Here is a 19569-nt window from a genome sequence, read left to right on the forward strand (position 1 = left end):
CTATCCTGTTTTTAGGAGTTAGAAAATTGGGGTAGGTTTAGTTGCTCTCCTTTAACAATGCCAACAACTTTTCAACTTCAGCCATAATGGTATTGTTGTCCTGAGCACCAAATAGCAGGTTATTTTTTAAGCCAGTGAGAGTTTCTTTGGCATTGGACTTGATAATGGGGTCTTGGATCTTTGCAAGTAACTCTTCAGCCTCTCTCAACTTCGCTTCAACCTTTTCAGTCTCGACCTGAGGTTCTTCTGCTTCCTCTGGTGATTCTTCTTCCGGCTCCTCAGTTGGTTTTGGAGATTCTGGTTTCTCGCTTTGCGGTTTTTCTTCGCGTGGATTTTCTTCCTCAGGTTTGTCTGTCTGAGGTTTCTCCTCGTTTGATTTTTCCGTTTGATTGGTATCAGCTTGGCCATTTTGGTTTCTTTGAACATGGTCACTTGCATTTCCCCAACCACTATCTGAATGCGGACGTTCGTTTGGATGTTCGACATAGTACTTGACAGTCGCAAAGAGATCTTCTAGACTATACCCCTTAGGTGCCTCATAAAGTCCTTCGTCAAACCACTCAAATTTGATGTTATGGTAATGATCATAATGAGGAATGATTAAACTACCGTTTTTAACTTCCACGGTATGTTGGAGATTGTAAGGCATACGATCAAGCGGCACCTTCTTAGCTGCTTTCACGCGGTTGTAGATAGCTTCTGCTCCTTTAGCCTCCGTATTTCCTGGATTCTGATGGTCTGTTGAAGGAGGAGTCAAACCTTTCTCTTTAGCATAAGCATGGGCCGCTGCTCTTTCAGCTTCAGACAAACTATCTTTCTTAATCCAATGACTGTGGGTCATATGCGGAGTTACATAGGCATCCCCCTCATCACTGGTGATATCACGAGGATCAAAGATATAGCCATCTTCTGTTGTATACTTGCCTGCCAACTTGGCTACTTGAATCTCATCATCTGTGTAAGCTATTTGCGCATTTGGTTTTCCTAGACGTTCTGGATGACGAATCGGTGCTAGAAATGCAAGTATATCTTCGACCAACTTAACTTTATCACTGCTTTCATCATTTAAACGTTCCAACAGTTTATCCAAAGCGTCAAAATCAACTTTACGACCTTTATTATCAAGTAAGTCCTGATGAATTCTTGCTAGAAAATCATGAGCCTTATTGTAAAATCCTCGATCACCAGATGGGAGATTGGTTTTCTTAGCTCCGAGCTTATGAGCTAAACTTTCTTGCTTGGCTAGCTTACTATCAATGGCTGCAGTAGTTTCATCTGATAATTCCTTGGCAGGAATATAACGAGATGTTCCATTTTCCTCAAATACATAGCCATTAGCTACTTTTCGAACCGCCTGTTTGACCAATTTTTCGTCAATTGGATTGCTTGGAGATGGTTGAGGATTTGGTGCAGGTTGCGGGCTTGGACTAGGTTCCGGAGTCGGTTGTGGACTTGGTTGTTCTGGTCTTGTATCCGGCACCCAATGATTTGAACGATAGCGAAGCGGGATGATGCGAGCGATTCGTTCTTCCAATTCAGACATCTGTGAATAAGGGATGAAATGGTAATGGTTCCCATGAGGTACAGCTACACCTCTAGCTGTTCGACTTATGATTTGCGCTGGGTCGAAAACAAGGCCATCAGATTCCACATGTCTTTGGCTCAAAGGCAGTTTGTAGAGCTGTCTTAAAAGACTATCAATGTCATCACTTTGACTTGCTTGGCTATCGTCGCTACTGTTACTGTTGTTAGCCGTGTTTGTGTTCGTATAGCCACTACCTTGATTATTATAGGATGGGGTCCATCTATCTACATCGCTGCTGGTACTGTTGTTGGTACGGCGATAAGTAGCAGTGTTTGATTGACCACTTCTACCAGATAGAAAGGCTTCTGCGGCAGCCAATTCGCTGGCTGATAACTCACTCTTAGGAATGTAATGGTAATGATTGCCATGAGGAACGATATAAGCATCGCCAGTATCTTCAATGATATCAGAGGCATTAAAGATATAACCATCATCTGTGGTGTAGCGTCCCTGTGAACGTGCCAAGGCTACCGCACCATCGTTTGCTGAAGTTCCTCCTTCACGATGCTGACTATGCTCTTGTTTTTGCCGATTGATTTCTTCTTTTGTACGGACATTATCCGCATGGGCTGCATCCTTAAGGTAAACATAGTATTTTCCGTCCACCTTGATTACATAACCACCCTTGATTTCACTGACAATATCTTCGTCCTTGAGCTGGTAGTTTGGATCCTTCATCAGCAACTCTTCACTGATGATAGCATCATAAGGGACCTTCCCATTGTAATAATGATAGTGGTCTCCATGTGAAGTGACATAACCTTGATCAGTTATCTTGATGACGATTTGTTCGGCATTAATGCCTTCTTTTTTACTGACCTCATCAGGAGTTAGATCCTCCGTTTTTTGCGCACCCTGTTTTCCATCTATATAGGAAACACGATTATTTTCCTTGACCGTTCTGGCTTGATACAGTCCCAATTCATAAGAACAGACACTTAACATCAAAGCTGCCGCAGAACCAGCTAGGTATTTTTTATTAATTTTCATCGAAACTCTCTTTCTTTTTGATATTTCTAGTTGCAATTCATTTCTAAATTGCAGAAACTCCTCTCTAGTACTTAACTGGTTAATAGTTTACTCCTAAATTTGCAGCTTGTCAAGAATTTTATGAACCAGTTAAGTACTTTTTTATTCTGACCACAATTTTCTCAAGATTGGACTTTATATAAGAAAGATTAGCTTGAAAATTCTTTTAAAAATATCAAAAAAAGTCCCTGCAACTTAGTTGCAAGGGCTTTTCAATTAATCAAAATTAACGTATTCTTTTTGAAGTTCAAGAACTTCTTCCATTGTTGAGCATTCTGTAAGGGCACGGTTTGCGTACTCTTCCATCTTAGCTGTGTCAAGTTTCTTCATCAAGCTACGTGTACGAAGTACAGATGTTGCTGACATAGAGAACTCATCCAAGCCCATTCCGACAAGGAGTGGAACAGCTTGTTGGTCACCAGCCATCTCACCACACATACCAGCCCATTTACCTTCAGCGTGAGCTGCTTTGATAACATTGTTGATCAAGCGTAGGATTGATGGGTTATATGGTTGGTAAAGGTATGAAACTTGCTCGTTCATACGGTCTGCTGCCATTGTGTATTGGATCAAGTCGTTTGTACCAATTGAGAAGAAGTCAACTTCTTTAGCAAATTGGTCTGCAAGCATAGCCGCTGCAGGAATCTCGATCATGATACCAACTTGGATATTATCCGCAACTGCAACACCTTCAGCAAGAAGGTTTGCTTTTTCTTCGTCAAAGACTGCTTTCGCTGCACGGAATTCTTTCAAGAGCGCAACCATTGGGAACATGATACGCAATTGACCGTGAACAGACGCACGAAGAAGGGCGCGGATTTGTGTACGGAACATAGCATCTCCAGTTTCAGAAATAGAGATACGAAGGGCACGGAATCCAAGGAATGGGTTCATTTCGTGAGGCATATCAAAGTAAGGAAGTTCCTTATCTCCACCGATATCCATTGTACGAACGACAACAGGTTTACCGTTCATTCCTTCAAGTACAGCCTTGTAAGCTTCGTACTGCTCGTCTTCTGTTGGGAAGTCTTGAGAATCCATGTACAAGAACTCTGTACGGTAAAGACCTACAGCTTCGGCACCGTTGGCATTGACACCTTCAACGTCTTTTGGAGTACCAATATTGGCAGCCAATTCAAAGTGTTTGCCATCAGCAGTTACTGTTTTAGCATCTTTCAAAAGTGCCCATTCAGCTTTTTGCTTCGCATAAGCTTCACCAGCAGCCTTGAATTCTGCCGCTTGCTCATCAGTTGGGTTGATAATCACTTCACCAGTGATACCGTTAACGGCAAGAATGTCACCATCTTTAACGATTTCAGTGATGTTGTTTGTCCCCAATACTGCTGCAATTTCAAGTGTACGTGCCATGATAGCTGAGTGGCTTGTACGTCCACCGATGTTGGTTACAAAAGCTTTAACAAAGTTTTTGTCCAATTGAGCTGTATCAGAAGGAGTCAAGTCATGTGCAATGACGATCACTTCTTCATTGATAGAAGCTGGGTTTGGCAATTTTTTACCAAGGAGGTTTGCCAATACACGTTTTGTCACGTCGCGGATATCCGCTGCACGTTCTTGCATGTATGGGTTGTCTTCCATGCCCTCAAAGATAGTGATAAACATGTCTGTCACTTCTTTCAGACCTGCTTCTGCATTCACTTTCTTCGCACGGATTGTTTCCTTGATTTGGCTAATCATTTCTGGGTCAGCAAGAACCATTAAGTGAGCGTCAAAAACTTGAGCTGCTTCTTCCCCTAGCGTACCTACTGCTTTCTCACGAATAACAGAAAGCTCGTCTTGTGATGCTTGTAGAGCGACATCAAGGCGAGCTTCTTCTGCGTTTGTATCTTCGACTGTAACAGTCTCAAATGACAAATCCGGTTGAACGAGTAGATATGCTTTTGCAACTGCAACACCGTCAGATGCTGCGATTCCTTTAAGCATTTCTGTCATTTTCCTTATGCCAATCCTTCTTTTTCCATAGTTTCAGTGATAGCAGCGATTGCGTCGTCAGCATCTGCACCTTCAGCTGAAATTGTAACGTCAGCACCTTGGCCAACACCAAGACTCATGACACCCATGATAGATTTAAGGTTTACTGATTTACCTTTGTACTCAAGAGTGATATCTGAAGCAAATTTGCTAGCTGTTTGAACCAACAATGTTGCTGGACGTGCGTGAATACCTGTTTCTGCCACTACGTGGAAATCTTTAGAAGCCATAGTTTGACTCTCCTTTAAGTGTTTTCTTTTTGAGTTATATGTGATAACCCTTACAAGACTGTATTATATCATCTTCAAGATAATTTTTCAAGTATTTTATGGACTTTTACTGAAAATGAAATTACTTCTTTTTCTATTATAATGAGCACTCTAGCAATTAAATAGCATATCTAAACACTAATTGTTCAAAAATGTTATCATCAAAATTCAATTTTCAAAGCTATTTTCTCTTAATATCAATCAGAAGACAATCCTAGTAAATAATGAAAAAAATAATACTATTTAGTTATAATTAATATAACTCAGCCAACCTATTATTTGAAAAGACTTCATCAAATACTGAAATTCTAAAACCTACTCTTACCATCAACAGTAGAGAATTTATTCAATTTGCTACTTAAAGTAAAATAGGCTTGTAGCACCTAACAGTAAAAATGTAGATATATCTAAATAGTATAAGTAGAACTAAAACTTTGATTGATTCCATTCAAATAAAGTATCCAACCAATCAAAAACGACATTATGGGCGAGTCTTAAATTATTGACTTGGCAATGAGCGTCCGCACCACTTTCCGCCTCAAATACTTGAAGTTTAGTTTGTTGATTTTTAGATTTAAGTGATTCATAAATTACCTTAGTTTGATGCTGCAGTTCAGCACCCTCACCCTTTCCCATGATAAACAGGCATGGGCATTGAATTTTTTGATAATCTACAATCTTTGCATAGTTAAATACATCATCAATAGCACTCTTAAAATCAGAAGTACCAAACTGCCATGCATACTTTTTAAGATTCAAATTTGCTGATTCATTCAAATTTCCAGCTAATTTTAAAATGGCATTTATTAACCAACTAGGTGCTTTCAAACTTGATCCGAATTCTTTTCTGAAGAGCTCTGCAACGTCGTAAATAGGGGTACTAGCAATCCAAGCATGAATTCTTGGATCCTTTTCGACAGCTTGTGCGGTAAAATATCCCCCTCCGCTGACACCATAAATGGCTAAATAATTTAGTTTAGGATTTCTATTTTCCAACCAGTCTATGCATAATGAAATTGGAATAGAGGCATCCACACCAAAGATTAGCCCTCTACTAGGATTGCTCCCTTGACCAGGAAGATCAACCATTAAAACATTATAATTTCGTATCCATCCAGGATATCCTGCAAAATAAAATAAATCTTCGCGATAAGTATCACCTCCACCGATCATAATCAGCGTTGGGCAATTATCACCGCTATGAAGATAATAACCAGGCAAGTAGGAATCCTGATAAGCAATAGTTAGTTTTTCAATCGGTGTACCTAGTGAATGAATTGCACTAGAGAACGCCTTCTCCATTTGACAAACGATAGGTAAGTATTCGGCAGAAAATGGATCAGTAAACTGGATTGCCGATCGAAGTGAGTAGGTCTGTGCGAGATAATACTGCGCCTTTGTTTGTTCACTCAAACCTAAATTACTAACCTTTTGTTCAAGATAGTTCACATGTGATAAAAACTCATTTTTCCAGTCATCAGGTTTTGGTGAATTACCTAACTTTTGAGCAAGATAATACAGCTCTCCATGAGAGAAGCCAAAAACTTCACCGATTCCTAGCAACCAATTAAAGAAAAAATCCGTATCCCCATTCTTAAAAAATACGCGAGTAGATTGCCGTTTTAAAATAACCTCGTTTTCTTTCACTACGCACCTCCTGATTTGCATTCTTTCATTTATTAATCTATTAATCCTATTTCCCTAACAACATTATACTATATATTTCCACAGTAAGTATAAGTTTCTAAAGTGAATAACTCTATTCTAATAGTTTTTGCATATTCAACATTTATCTAACTCATCTACTGTCTTTTATATTTTTTAAATAGTCTATATACCTAAATATCGTAATCGCTATAAACTCTTTTCATAGCTTCATTTTTAAATTTATTCCTATCTATAAGTTCTATGGTCACTACTAGTATACCACATAAAGCGAATACTTCCCAAAAATTACAGTTATATACTCTCTATCAAGAATACGAAATTCATAATCTATTTGGATGAATGCAGTATAATCTAACATCTTCATTTTAGTTATCTTTTAAATATTTTAATACAAAATATAGGGACATCTTGTGCAGAGACTTTCTTTTTTTCATTAATATTACAGTTTCAGTTTTGTTAAAGCATTGTCTCCGCTAAACTTATTCATGCTCTTACGATTTTTGCTATTTTCAACTTCTTTCAAAAACCACTATATCTTGTATTTTAATTTTAAAACTGTAACTTTTAGGCACAAGATTTAGTTTAAAAAGTTTGACAAAGTTTTTTTTTCTGATATACTAAGAAAGTAATCAAATTTTATGAGGAGTTACGAAATGGTAACGGTTTATTCTAAAAATAATTGTGTACAATGTAAAATGACCAAACGTTTCTTGGATAGCAACAATGTCGCTTATCGTGAGATCAATCTCGACGAGCAACCTGAGTATATCGATCAAGTTAAAGAGCTCGGTTTCAGTGCTGCTCCTGTTATCCAAACACCAACTGAAGTCTTTTCAGGCTTCCAACCAGGAAAACTGAAACAATTAGCATAATCTTAGTACATCATCCAGAAGAAACTCGCTTCTAGGGCTAACTTAGAAGCCTTTCTTTTGTAATTAGATAAGGGAAATTTTATGGGATTAAAACATCTTGAGGACGTAACTTACTTCCGTCTCAATAACGAAATCAACCGTCCTGTTAATGGACAAATCATGCTTCATAAAGATAAGGATGCCTTGGATGCCTTCTTTAAAGAAAATGTGGTTCCAAATACCATGGTTTTTGATTCAATCACTGATAAAATCAACTACCTCATTGAACATAACTATATCGAAACTGCATTTCTCAAGAAGTACCGTCCAGAGTTTTTGGAAGAATTGCATCAATTTATCAAGGATCAAAACTTCCAATTCAAATCATTCATGGCTGCCTACAAGTTTTACAATCAGTACGCCTTGAAAACTAATGACGGTGAATATTACCTTGAAAGCATGGAAGACCGCGTCTTCTTTAATGCGCTTTATTTCGCTGACGGTGATGAGGCGATTGCGACTGATATTGCCAATGAAATCATCCACCAACGCTACCAACCTGCTACTCCTTCCTTCTTGAATGCTGGACGTGCTCGTCGTGGGGAGTTGGTATCCTGTTTCTTGATTCAGGTGACTGATGATATGAACTCTATCGGACGTTCCATCAACTCAGCTCTTCAACTTTCACGTATCGGTGGTGGTGTGGGAATTTCCCTCAGCAACCTTCGTGAAGCCGGAGCTCCTATCAAAGGTTATGAAGGTGCTGCTTCTGGTGTCGTACCAGTTATGAAGCTTTTTGAAGACAGCTTCTCTTACTCAAACCAACTCGGGCAACGTCAAGGTGCTGGGGTTGTCTACCTCAACGTCTTTCACCCTGACATCATCGCTTTCCTTTCAACCAAGAAAGAAAATGCTGATGAAAAAGTTCGGGTTAAGACCCTTTCACTCGGTGTTGTAGTACCCGATAAATTCTACGAATTGGCTCGAAAAAATGAAGAAATGTATCTCTTTAGCCCATACTCTGTAGAGCTTGAATATGGTGTGCCGTTCAACTACATCGACATCACTGAGAAATACGATGAATTGGTTGCAAATCCAAATATCCGCAAGACAAAAATCAAAGCGCGTGATTTGGAAACTGAAATCTCTAAATTGCAACAAGAGTCTGGTTACCCTTATGTAGTCAACATTGATACGGCTAACCGTGCAAATCCAGTTGATGGTAAGATTATCATGAGTAACTTGTGTTCTGAGATTCTTCAAGTTCAAGAACCAAGCTTGATCAACGATGCTCAGGAATTCCTTCAAATGGGAACGGACGTTTCATGTAACCTTGGATCAACAAACGTGGTCAACATGATGACCTCACCAGACTTTGGTCGTTCTATCCGTGCTATGGTTCGTGCTTTGACTTTCGTTACAGATAGTTCACACATAGTAGCTGTTCCTACTATCGACCACGGAAACAGTTTGGCTCACACCTTTGGCCTTGGTGCCATGGGACTTCATAGTTACCTTGCCCAACAACTCATCGAATACGGATCTCCTGAGTCAATTGAATTTACAAGCATCTACTTTATGCTTATGAACTACTGGACCTTGGTGGAGTCAAACAATATTGCGCGCGAACGTGGTATCACCTTCCACAACTTTGAAAAATCAGACTATGCTAACGGAAGCTACTTCGATAAGTATGTAACTGGCGAATTTGTTCCAAAATCAGACCGTGTTAAAGAACTCTTTAAAGATGTCTTTATTCCAAGCGCTGCTGACTGGGCTGAACTTCGCGAAAAGGTTCAAGCAGATGGTCTTTACCACCAAAACCGTCTTGCTGTAGCGCCAAATGGTTCTATCAGCTACATTAATGATGTTTCGGCTTCTATCCACCCGATTACGCAACGTATCGAAGAACGCCAAGAGAAGAAAATCGGTAAGATCTACTATCCTGCTGCAGGTTTGTCAACAGAAACGATTCCTTACTACACTTCTGCCTACGACATGGATATGCGTAAGGTGATTGATGTTTACGCGGCTGCAACTGAACACGTGGACCAAGGACTTTCACTCACTCTCTTCATGCGTAGCGACATTCCAAAAGGTCTTTACGAATGGAAGAAAGAAAACAAACAAACAACACGTGACTTGTCTATCCTTCGTAACTATGCCTTTAACAAGGGGATCAAGTCTATCTACTACGTCCGTACCTTTACAGACGACGGTGGAGAAGTCGGTGCTAACCAATGTGAAAGCTGTGTGATTTAATTTTTTATTCTAAATTGTTCAAATTTACAGCTTAACTTTTCAAATTAGGAGAGAAGTATATGTTTGGATTCAGTAAAAAGAAAAGAGAATATGATAGATTGAGATTTGAAAACTCTGTTTTAAATGAGTTACACTCACAAGATAAAAAGAGAATATCCTATCTTAAAAAAGAAAAAGAAACTTTAGAAAACGAAACTAATACAATAGCTTCTGATGCACTACGAAAAGGTAGTTCAGTAGCAGGAAAGTATTTGTCTCAAAAAAGAATTCAAAAAAACGAGAGATTATAAACATGGAAACTTACTACAAAGCCATTAACTGGAATGCCATCGAAGATGTCATCGACAAATCAACTTGGGAAAAGCTGACGGAGCAATTCTGGCTCGATACGCGTATCCCCTTGTCAAATGACCTAGACGACTGGAGAAAATTATCAAACAAAGAAAAAGACTTGGTTGGAAAAGTCTTTGGTGGTTTGACCCTTTTGGATACCATGCAATCTGAAACAGGGGTTCAAGCACTTCGCGCAGACATCCGTACACCACATGAGGAAGCTGTTTTCAATAACATCCAATTTATGGAATCTGTCCACGCAAAATCCTATTCTTCTATCTTTTCAACCTTGAATACCAAGGCTGAAATCGAAGAAATCTTTGAATGGACCAACACTAACCCCTACCTACAAAGAAAAGCGGAAATTATCAATGAAATCTATCTCAATGGTAGCCCACTTGAAAAGAAAGTTGCCAGTGTTTTCCTTGAAACCTTCCTCTTCTACTCTGGTTTCTTTACCCCCCTCTACTATCTCGGTAACAACAAACTGGCCAACGTTGCGGAAATCATCAAACTGATCATCCGTGATGAGTCTGTTCATGGAACTTATATTGGTTACAAATTCCAACTTGGTTTCAACGAATTACCTGAAGAAGAGCAAGAAAAGCTCAAAGAATGGATGTACGACCTGCTCTATACCCTCTACGAGAACGAAGAGGGCTATACAGAAAGCCTCTATGACGGTGTTGGCTGGACTGAGGAAGTTAAAACTTTCCTTCGTTACAATGCCAATAAGGCCCTTATGAACCTAGGACAAGACCCGCTCTTCCCAGATTCAGCTGATGATGTCAATCCAATCGTTATGAACGGAATTTCAACAGGAACTTCTAACCACGACTTCTTCTCTCAAGTCGGAAATGGTTACCTCCTTGGTGAAGTTGAAGCCATGCAAGACGAGGATTACAACTACGGTTTAGACTAATTTGGCCAATCATTCAAAATATCATGGTTTGTTTAAAACAACCATGATATTTTTGTTTTTGTTTTATTTTGTTTTTTTCTATTTGAATGATTGAGAATTTTATGGTAAGATAATAATAGTAGAAATCGAGGTGATAAGGATGCTAAAGCAAGAAAAACTAGATAGTATTCTAGAAGCAGTAAACACAAAAGGCACTATTACTGTAAAAGAGATTATGGATAGTCTTGATGTGTCAGATATGACAGCCCGTCGATACTTACAAGAATTGGCAGATAAGGATTTGCTGGTTCGTGTGCACGGTGGCGCTGAAAAACTTCGTACAGGTTCTCTCTTAAGCAACGAACGCTCAAATGTCGAAAAACAAGGCTTGCAGATTGCTGAAAAACAAGAAATTAGCCGTTTTGCGGGTCATTTGATTGACGAAGGTGAGACTATTTTTATTGGACCAGGTACGACCTTAGAATGCTTTGCTCGTGAACTCCCAATTGATAATATTCGTGTTGTAACAAACAGTCTTCCTGTTTTTCTCATCCTAAACGAACGAAAACTAACAGATCTGATTTTGATTGGTGGAAATTATCGCTCCATCACTGGTGCTTTTGTGGGGACACTTACCTTGCAGGATTTGACCAACCTTCAGTTTTCTAAGGCGTTTGTAAGTTGTAATGGTATTAAGGATAAGGCAATTGCTACTTTCAGTGAAGAAGAGGGCGAGGTACAGCGAATCGCCTTGAACAATGCCAATAAAAAATACTTACTGGCAGACCACAGTAAGTTTAATAAGTTTGATTTTTACACTTTTTACAATATCTCAGAGATTGATACCATCGTTTCAGATTCCAAACTGAGTCAGGAGACATTTGAAGAACTGTCGAAACAAACAACCATTCTTTTATCAAAACCATAAAAATTCCCCTACCTTTTGGTGGGGAATTTTTGTTGAATTTTAATCAATAAATTGTGTCTCAGCTAGTTTCTTGTACCAGTGAGCCGATTTCTTTGGATAGCGCTCCTGAGTTTCAAAATCAACATAGAAGAGTCCATAACGCTTTTCGTAACCATTTGACCAAGAAAAGACATCCATCAGCGACCAGATAAAGTAGCCTTTGACATTGGCTCCATCAGAGATGGCATCTGCAATCACTTCCATATGTTTCTTAACATAATCAATCCGTCCATCATCGTAGACTGTCCCATCCACAAACTCATCTTTATAACCAAGTCCATTTTCAGTGATGTAAATCTTCTTGTAGTTAGGATAATCTTTCTTCACTCGCATAATTTGGTCATACAAACCTTGAGGATAGATAATCCAATCCCAATCGGTACGTGGGACATAATCAGGAGCTACACGACGACCAACGCCTTTGATTTGGTATTTAGAGCTTCCTTTCTCACCCTTACCATTATGGATAATTTCAGTTTCTCCATCAAAGACTTGCATCCAATCACTCATATAGTAATTGATTCCAAGAAAGTCGTTCAAGTCTTTTGCAGATTCTAGGACTACGAAGTCTTCTTCACGCAGATCTAAGCTTCCACCATTGACTGCTAAGATATGGTTGACACCTTCCATGGTTTCTTCGGAATATCGTCCTAGATAAGTCGCGTCTAGGATAAACTTGTTATGGATAATATCTTCCAACTCGGCTGCACGGACATCTGCAGGATTTTCAGGATTCAGAGGATACTTGGTAGGCAGGGCGTGAACCACACCAATTTCACCTTTATAGCCTTTATCTTTATATAGCTTGACTGCACGCGCATGCGACACCATCATATTGTGATGAGATTGGAAGACTTTGGCAAGGTCGTACTGAATACCTGGAGGGAATTTCCCAACCAAGTATTGACCATCACCAATTGGCCCAATTTCATTAAAGGTTGTCCAAAAGTTAACTTCAGGAAATTCTTCAAAACAGAAGGCTGCATAATCCACAAAGTGATCAATGTTTTCTCTATTCAGGAAATCTCCATTTGAATGTAGAGCTTCTGGCGTATCAAAGTGATGAAGAGTTACAAAGGGCTCAACATGACGTTTGTGGCACTCTGCAAACAACTTGTGATAGAACTCAACTCCCTTGGCATTGACTTTCCCGTAACCAGTTGGAAAGATACGTGACCAAGCGATTGAAATACGGATACCATTGACACCATACTCTTCTGCTAGTTTGAGGTCAACTGGGTATTTGTGGTAGAAATCACTGGCTGGTTCAGCAGTGTACCAGTAGTTATCTTTGAGGTATTTGTCCCAGGCAACCGGTCCTTTACCATCGGTATTGGTCGCACCTTCTGCTTGATAGGCTGCTGTTGCTCCGCCAAAGATAAAGTCTTTTGGAAGTGTTTTTGTCATTTGATTCACCTTTCAAGAAATAGAAATGAGATGGAGATATAGTTGGGAGGAGTTCCTCCATCTCACTTCTTCGCTATTTACCTTTTATTCTTCAAACTGCGCTTGAACAAAGGCAAGAGCGCCTTTTCCATCGCGAGTCAATTTAATGTATTGCCCACCTTCTGTCTTGGCAAGTTTGATACCAAGTTTGTCGGTTTCGGCCTTCATGTCTTCAAAGTTTGAAGCAACTTGAGGAGCAAGGATAACCAGATCAAACTCAGGCAACATTTCACGGTGAGCACCATAGCCACCAGCTGCTGCTTTAACAGGAACCTTGTACTCTGCAGCTGCTTTGTTTAGAGCATTTGCAAGGAGACCACTTGTACCTCCGCCTGCACAGAGAACGAGAACATTTGTTTCTTCTGTGATTGTGTTTTGCGCTGTTTCTACACCTGCTTTTTCAAGAATAGCATCTGCTTTGGCAGTATTGAAGTTTGCTGCTACTTTTTCTTTCAATTCATCATTAGCTTTACCAGAACGTTCTTCTTCAAGGATTTGTTCATCATAAACCTTGAGGAATGGATAGTAAATGGCTACGTCAACAAGAATTAACAAAGCAGCAAGTACAAATGACAAGAATTGGAAGTTTGTACCGAGAACAATACCGAGCGGACCTGGTGTTGTCCAAGGAAGGTTGGCTGTAAATGAGTTCATACCAAGCGTTTCAATAAAGAATTTAAAGATCCATACGTTGGCAATTGGCGCAAAGATAAAGGGAATAAAGAAGATTGGGTTCAAGACAAGTGGTGCACCAAACAGGATTGGTTCGTTCACACCGAAGAAGGTTGGCACTACTGATGCACGTCCGATCGCACGGTTACGTTTCGATTTGGTCAACCACATGAACATGAATGGAACAACCAGTGTCGCACCTGTACCACCCATGGTAACAATAAACATTTGTGTACCTGAAGTAAGGATCTTGTCTGCATGCATCCCTTGTTGGAGAAGGTTCAAGTTGACTTCGGCATTTGCATAGGTAATAGCTGCGATTGCTGGTTCAACGATAGATGGGCCATGGATACCAACAAACCAGAAGAAGGCAAAGGCACCAAAGATAATCGTAATACCTAGATAACCATCAGCAGCAGAGAATAATGGTGCAAAGAATTTACCGATTGATTCAGCTACGCTTGCACCAACAAAATGACGAGCTAGTAAATCAAGAGCATAAAGAGAAACCACTGATAGAGTGAATGGAATCACATCTTTAAAGACTTGTGAGATATTTGGTGGAACTTCGTCAGGCATACGAATAGTGACGTTGTTCTTAACACAAACCTTATAGATGGCTACGGTCACAAAGGCCGCAAGAAAGGCTGAAAGCAACCCTTTTGTCCCAAGGAAACCTGTCGCGAAACCACCTTCAATCGGATCAGCTGCCAACATCAACAAACCAACAATAGCTGCCAATAGTGTTGACATATAGTTGATTTGGTTGGTTTTCTCCATGCTACGGTTGACTGAGTCCGTCAATGACTTGGCAGTTGTACCAGCAACCAAGAGAGCCAAAATTCCCATTGAATAGCTGTAAGGTTTCATCAGAAAGGTTACAACTTCATCAGACCATTTAAAACCCCATGAGTTCGGAACAAAGGCAATCAAGATAAAGATACTTGAGAAGAGAATAACTGGCATTCCAGCAATGAAACCATCACGAATAGCGCGAAGGTAGATATTACGAGACAGTTTTTCAAAGAAAGGCTTTCCTTTCTCGATAAAAGCAATTAGTTTGTTCATTACTTAACTCCTCTCTTGTAGAGTTCGATTAAATGGTGCATCAAATCTTTGAGCAAGATAGTTGTCATCAAGTGATCTTGGCCGTGCATCATGGTCACACTATAAGCCAAATCCTCACCAGCTGCCTCCTTGGTCAACAGACTTGTTTGCGCGTGATGAGCCTCGGCGATACAGCCACCAGCTTCCTCAACTAAGCTATCCGCTTTCGCAAAATCACCAGCTTCAGCGGCCTTTAAGGCTTCCAATAGTTTTGATCGAGCATCGCCAGCATAGGCAACAATTTCAAAACCTAATAATGTTACTTCTTCTCTATTCATGATAGAATCCTCCTTATATATTATTTGATAAATCTTATGACAGTAAACGTTGTATATGTAGAACTAGATAAACTCGCTCACTCTTATACAAATCAAGACCAGTATGTTGCGTAATCACATCATAAATCTTGGAGCCAACCTCAAATGCCTTTGGATAGGATTGTTTGATATGGTCTTCCATATCTAGAAGCGATTGATTATCATCTCTGGAACGGTCTAAATAATCCAAGAAATAATTCAAATGAATCATAAAACGATCATAGAAATGATTATTCTCTTTGGTTCGTTGAATTGCATAACCCTTTAGCACTTCTTCAACATTCCTGAGAATTTCTTTCCTCTTATCAATCGACTCAACCACTTGGACTTCATTTTCCCCTTCGGCATTGATGAAATGATAAGCGATCCGAATAATTTCATCCTCAGGGAAATGATCTGTCAACTTCTGACGATAGATTTCAAAGGCTTCCTTTGCGATTTGAAAAGCGATAGGATACTTGGCAGAAATATCTGGCAGATTGCTATCCTTGTACCTTCCTTGTGTTAGAGTTTGATAAGAACAGTAAATATGATCTGTCAAGGTCACATAGAGATACTCTTGAATCGGATAATGATATTTCTTAGAAAGCTTATCAATAATCTCATAGGTCACTGTGATAAAATCAAGCGGGACATCTTTGAGCAGAGCCATAAAGTTTTCTCTGGACTCTTCGGTCTTCATCCGAAAGATTTTCTCAACCTGATTTTCAGCAATCAAATCCCCCTTCTTCTTTCCGAATGCAATCCCCTTACCAATTACAATCACCTCTTCTCCTTTGTCATTTCTGACAAGTGAAACATTGTGATTCATTGGATTTAGAATTCGATACATGTCAACCTCCTTTTATATCTTAAAGGTATATGAATACAAAAAATGACCACAAATGAACTAGAAAATCCTTTGATTTCTAATCCACCTGTGATCATGCCTAATATTACTTAGTAACACTCACCTTGTATTAACTTATGATTTAAGTATAGCACAAGTCAGTTATTTTGTAAACCTTTACATACAACTTTTTTTAAAATTTTTTTAGATTCATGTTCCTAGCCTAGGAGGACTTGCTTACACGCGTTCAGTCCATGAAGTCGCTGTTGTTTGAAGAACTTTGTTGAGTTCGTCAATGTTCTCAAAACCTGTTGTACGTAGCCATTCACGAGCTGCTGCTTCACCGTCTTTGATGTAGGCTTCAACTGATCCAGCCCAGGTTGCACGGCCACAAAGAACTCCGTTGAAGTTTGCACCTGATTCGTGGGCAAATACAAGTGTTTCTTGGAAGAGTTTTGCTGATACTCCCGCACTCAAGTAGATGTATGGCAAGTTAGTCGCTTCATCTTGTGCTTTGAAGAAGGCTGCTGCTTCTTCACGAGTATGAACGATTTCACCATCGCCAAATCCTTCAACGTATTTAACATTGACTGGAACTTCTACTTTCAAAACATCGATGTTGAAGCGTGGGTCTGAGAAGACCTTCATAGCACCGATAACCTTGTGTGGTTTCACTTTAGCGTATTCTGCAGAACCTGCGTCAGCGATCTTTTCATCGTAAGCGAGGATTTCAAGGAAGAATGGAATGTCTTCCGCCACACACTCTGAACCGATACGTTCGATGTAGGCTTGTTTTTGTTGGTTGAGTTCGTCAGAGCTGTCTACATCGTAGTAAAGCAAGAATTTGACTGCATCCGCACCTTGTTCTTTGATGCGTTTTGCAGACCAAACATCCAAGCAGTCAGGCAAGCGTTTGGTGCTAGTTGTGTCGTATCCTGTTTTTTCATAAGCAAGGAGAAGACCAGCATTTGGTGCAAGAGCTTTTGTAGCTGGAAGTCCATACTCTGGGTCTAAAAGCATAGATGATGCGTATTTTGTCAATTCATCTGCTACCAAGACTTTGAGTTCTTCCATTTGAGCAACTGTTGGCTCTTCTGTTTGGTATTGAGCCATGAGGCGCTTCAAAGCACCACGTTGGTCAAAGGCGAGAGCTGAGATGATTCCATTTTCATCTGAGAGTTTTTCTAAGCATGCACGTTTGTTTTCTGTTAAAGCCATTTTATACCTCTTTTACTATTAATTGTTCATATAGAGCCTGATAGTTGGCCATATTGACATGACCTGTCATCTTTTCTTGAGCGTTGAGCATACCAAGGACATTGGCCTTGATGAGGAGTTCACGATCAGATTCCTTATGAAGAAGTCCTGATGAAATCCCTGCCACAGTAGAATCACCAGATCCAACTGGATTAACTACCTGAATTCTTGGAATATCTACTTTATAGAAAGTGTCACCATGTTTTGCAAAAGCACCATTTGCTCCAAGTGAAACAATAATCCACTCAATCCCTGCAAATAGAGGCTCTTGAAGAACTTCTTTTAATTCATCCAAATCCTCAGAAACTTCTCTTCCTAGAAGCTGAGACAATTCTTCGTTATTTGGTTTAATTACTGTTGGTTTATGTGGTGATTCAAGAATCGCCTGAAGGGCAGCACCAGAGCAGTCCAAGACTACAGGCTTCCCTGCTTGATTGGCAAGCTCCACCAAGTTTGCATAGTAGTCAACTGGAAGACCTGCTGGCAGACTACCTGAGATGGCAACTACTTCCACAGTATCAAGAAGATTTTCGAAATGAACCAAGAAATCTTGCCCTTCTTGTTCCAAAACTTCAGGCCCTTTTTCAAGGATTTCTGTTTGGTTGTCTCCGTGGAGAATAGCGATACAGTTACGAGTCTCTCCTTGAATGGAGAAGAAACGTTTCGTTACTTTATCATCGATATGCTCTACTAAAAACTCACCAAGTTTACCACCGACCAAACCGGTAGCAACAACAGAATCACCAAATTCTGAAAGAACTCGTGTAACATTGAGACCTTTACCACCAGCTGTCTTGGTCACGTCCACCACACGGTTGACAGTGTCAATTTTCAATTCATCCAAAGGATAGGAAATATCGATGGATGGATTCATTGTGACTGTTAAAATCATGCGTCACCTCTTAGTCGTGGTATTCACCGCGATCCCATTTTTCAAGGAATTCTGTAAAGAAGTTTGCATCTGCTTGATGAGCATTGTGAGTTTCAACGTGCTCAATTTTCGCAATCAATTTTTTGTTTTCTTCTGATGGTTTGTATTCAGCTTTGATGAAAGCTTCAATAATATCGCACATAAGCAATTCACCAGTGATTTTACCACCAAAACCAATAACATTGGCGTTCAATTGTTCTTTTGCATAAAGAGCTGTTGTCATATCACGAACCAAGGCAGAACGAACTCCTGGAACTTTATTTACAGCGTTGTTGATACCAACACCAGTACCACAGATACATACCCCAAGATCAGCTTGACCGCTTGTAACGGCTTCACCAACTTTTTTACCAAAGATTGGGTAGTGAGTACGTGTGTGGTCATAGGTACCAAAGTCGATGACTTCATATCCTTTTGATTTCAAAAATTCTGAAACCGCCATTTTTTCATCTGTTACGATGTGGTCACATCCAATTGCAATTCTCATTTTTAACTTACCTTTCTTACTGTAATCTAATTAGCACATTTTGTTCAACATATCAACACGAATTTGGTGACGGCCACCGTCGTATTTACCGTTAACAAATCCTTTAGCAATATTTTTAGCCAATTCATCACCAACAAGTTGTGCACCCATAGTGATCATACGTGAGTTATTGTGGCCACGAGTCATATAAGCTGAGCGTTCATCTGAAACTTCTGCGGCAACCATTCCTTTGATCTTAGTTGCAACCATAAATGGACCAGCCCCATAAGTATCAATCACGATACCAAGATTTTGTTCTTCTTTGTTTACTTCTGCAACAACAGCAAGAGTCACATCAACAAAGTCTTGACCTTCAGCTGTAACATCCACAACGTGGAAGTTTTCTTTTTCCAAGAAGTCTTTCACAACTTCTTTCAATCTCAAACCTGCAGCATCTGCACCGATAACAATAGACATATTGTATACTCCTTTTTATTTTTCTAGGCTAGTAAAGACTTATATAGTTAGCAGTTTACCTACAAAAGATTTTCTAGCAGTTTAGTGACAATTTAATTGAATAAGCTGTTCGATAGCTTATCCAAGTCTAGGAAATCAAATTCCTAGAAACAAACTTTCTCCGCGAAAGAGAATATAACAAGTGATTATTTGTTTGTTACAAACATCATTTGT

Annotated in this window: 17 protein-coding genes; 5 read left to right on the forward strand and 12 right to left on the reverse strand. The window is 39.6% G+C overall.

The window, feature by feature from the left end:
* Window positions 1-37 precede the first annotated feature (37 nt).
* From I6G42_RS07320 to I6G42_RS07335, 4 genes are all read right to left on the reverse strand, one after another.
* Window positions 38-2575 carry a pneumococcal-type histidine triad protein gene (locus tag I6G42_RS07320; RefSeq protein WP_038805314.1) on the reverse strand — a complete coding sequence of 846 codons (2538 nt, stop codon included), beginning with the start codon at window positions 2573-2575 and terminating at the stop codon, window positions 38-40.
* A gap of 255 nt (window positions 2576-2830) precedes the next feature.
* A complete protein-coding gene (gene ptsP, locus I6G42_RS07325) occupies window positions 2831-4564 on the reverse strand; it encodes a phosphoenolpyruvate--protein phosphotransferase (protein ID WP_038805315.1) in 1734 nt (577 codons plus the stop codon).
* A 5-nt stretch (window positions 4565-4569) separates the two neighbouring features.
* A complete protein-coding gene (locus I6G42_RS07330) occupies window positions 4570-4833 on the reverse strand; it encodes a phosphocarrier protein HPr (protein ID WP_000146948.1) in 264 nt (87 codons plus the stop codon).
* A gap of 465 nt (window positions 4834-5298) precedes the next feature.
* Complete coding sequence (locus tag I6G42_RS07335; RefSeq protein ID WP_038805316.1) at window positions 5299-6519, reverse strand: alpha/beta hydrolase family protein; 1221 nt, start codon at window positions 6517-6519, stop codon at window positions 5299-5301.
* A gap of 674 nt (window positions 6520-7193) precedes the next feature.
* Between I6G42_RS07335 and nrdH the strand changes: the two genes are divergently transcribed.
* The 5 genes from nrdH (at window position 7194) to I6G42_RS07360 (ending at window position 11815) form a co-directional block, all read left to right on the forward strand.
* A complete protein-coding gene (gene nrdH / locus I6G42_RS07340; protein ID WP_000259240.1) occupies window positions 7194-7412 on the forward strand; it encodes a glutaredoxin-like protein NrdH in 219 nt (72 codons plus the stop codon).
* Between the two features lie 81 nt (window positions 7413-7493).
* Complete coding sequence (nrdE, locus tag I6G42_RS07345; protein WP_038805317.1) at window positions 7494-9653, forward strand: class 1b ribonucleoside-diphosphate reductase subunit alpha; 2160 nt, start codon at window positions 7494-7496, stop codon at window positions 9651-9653.
* A 59-nt stretch (window positions 9654-9712) separates the two neighbouring features.
* Window positions 9713-9943 carry a hypothetical protein gene (locus I6G42_RS07350; protein WP_038805318.1) on the forward strand — a complete coding sequence of 77 codons (231 nt, stop codon included), beginning with the start codon at window positions 9713-9715 and terminating at the stop codon, window positions 9941-9943.
* 2 nt (window positions 9944-9945) lie between these two features.
* Window positions 9946-10908, forward strand: a complete 963-nt coding sequence (gene nrdF, locus I6G42_RS07355; RefSeq protein ID WP_000451372.1) for a class 1b ribonucleoside-diphosphate reductase subunit beta — start codon at window positions 9946-9948, stop codon at window positions 10906-10908.
* A gap of 139 nt (window positions 10909-11047) precedes the next feature.
* Window positions 11048-11815 carry a DeoR/GlpR family DNA-binding transcription regulator gene (locus I6G42_RS07360; protein ID WP_038805319.1) on the forward strand — a complete coding sequence of 256 codons (768 nt, stop codon included), beginning with the start codon at window positions 11048-11050 and terminating at the stop codon, window positions 11813-11815.
* 39 nt (window positions 11816-11854) lie between these two features.
* On the opposite strand, the gene lacG is transcribed toward I6G42_RS07360, so the two are convergent.
* The 8 genes from lacG to lacA all read right to left on the reverse strand — a co-directional run bounded on the left by lacG (window position 11855) and on the right by lacA (window position 19356).
* Entirely contained in the window at window positions 11855-13261 is a 1407-nt protein-coding gene (gene lacG / locus I6G42_RS07365; RefSeq protein WP_038805320.1) for a 6-phospho-beta-galactosidase, read from the reverse strand.
* A gap of 84 nt (window positions 13262-13345) precedes the next feature.
* The gene (locus I6G42_RS07370; protein WP_038805321.1) at window positions 13346-15040 is read right to left on the reverse strand and encodes a lactose-specific PTS transporter subunit EIIC; all 1695 of its coding nucleotides are present in this window, start codon (window positions 15038-15040) and stop codon (window positions 13346-13348) included.
* The gene (locus tag I6G42_RS07375) at window positions 15040-15357 is read right to left on the reverse strand and encodes a PTS lactose/cellobiose transporter subunit IIA (RefSeq protein WP_001078319.1); all 318 of its coding nucleotides are present in this window, start codon (window positions 15355-15357) and stop codon (window positions 15040-15042) included. Before I6G42_RS07375 ends, I6G42_RS07370 begins: the two co-directional genes overlap by 1 nt.
* A 34-nt stretch (window positions 15358-15391) precedes the next feature.
* Complete coding sequence (locus I6G42_RS07380) at window positions 15392-16228, reverse strand: PRD domain-containing protein (RefSeq protein WP_038805322.1); 837 nt, start codon at window positions 16226-16228, stop codon at window positions 15392-15394.
* Between the two features lie 234 nt (window positions 16229-16462).
* Window positions 16463-17443, reverse strand: coding sequence for a tagatose-bisphosphate aldolase (lacD, locus tag I6G42_RS07385; protein ID WP_038805323.1), 981 nt, complete (start codon window positions 17441-17443; stop codon window positions 16463-16465).
* Between the two features lies 1 nt (window position 17444).
* On the reverse strand, window positions 17445-18374 hold the full coding sequence (locus tag I6G42_RS07390; protein WP_038805324.1) for a tagatose-6-phosphate kinase: 930 nt from the start codon (window positions 18372-18374) through the stop codon (window positions 17445-17447).
* A gap of 10 nt (window positions 18375-18384) precedes the next feature.
* Complete coding sequence (lacB, locus tag I6G42_RS07395) at window positions 18385-18900, reverse strand: galactose-6-phosphate isomerase subunit LacB (RefSeq protein ID WP_001216920.1); 516 nt, start codon at window positions 18898-18900, stop codon at window positions 18385-18387.
* 30 nt (window positions 18901-18930) lie between these two features.
* On the reverse strand, window positions 18931-19356 hold the full coding sequence (lacA, locus tag I6G42_RS07400) for a galactose-6-phosphate isomerase subunit LacA (protein ID WP_038805325.1): 426 nt from the start codon (window positions 19354-19356) through the stop codon (window positions 18931-18933).
* Window positions 19357-19569: the final 213 nt, after the last annotated feature.

The sequence above is a fragment of the Streptococcus oralis genome, assembly GCF_016028255.1.
Taxonomy (GTDB): Bacteria; Bacillota; Bacilli; order Lactobacillales; family Streptococcaceae; genus Streptococcus; species Streptococcus oralis_AC.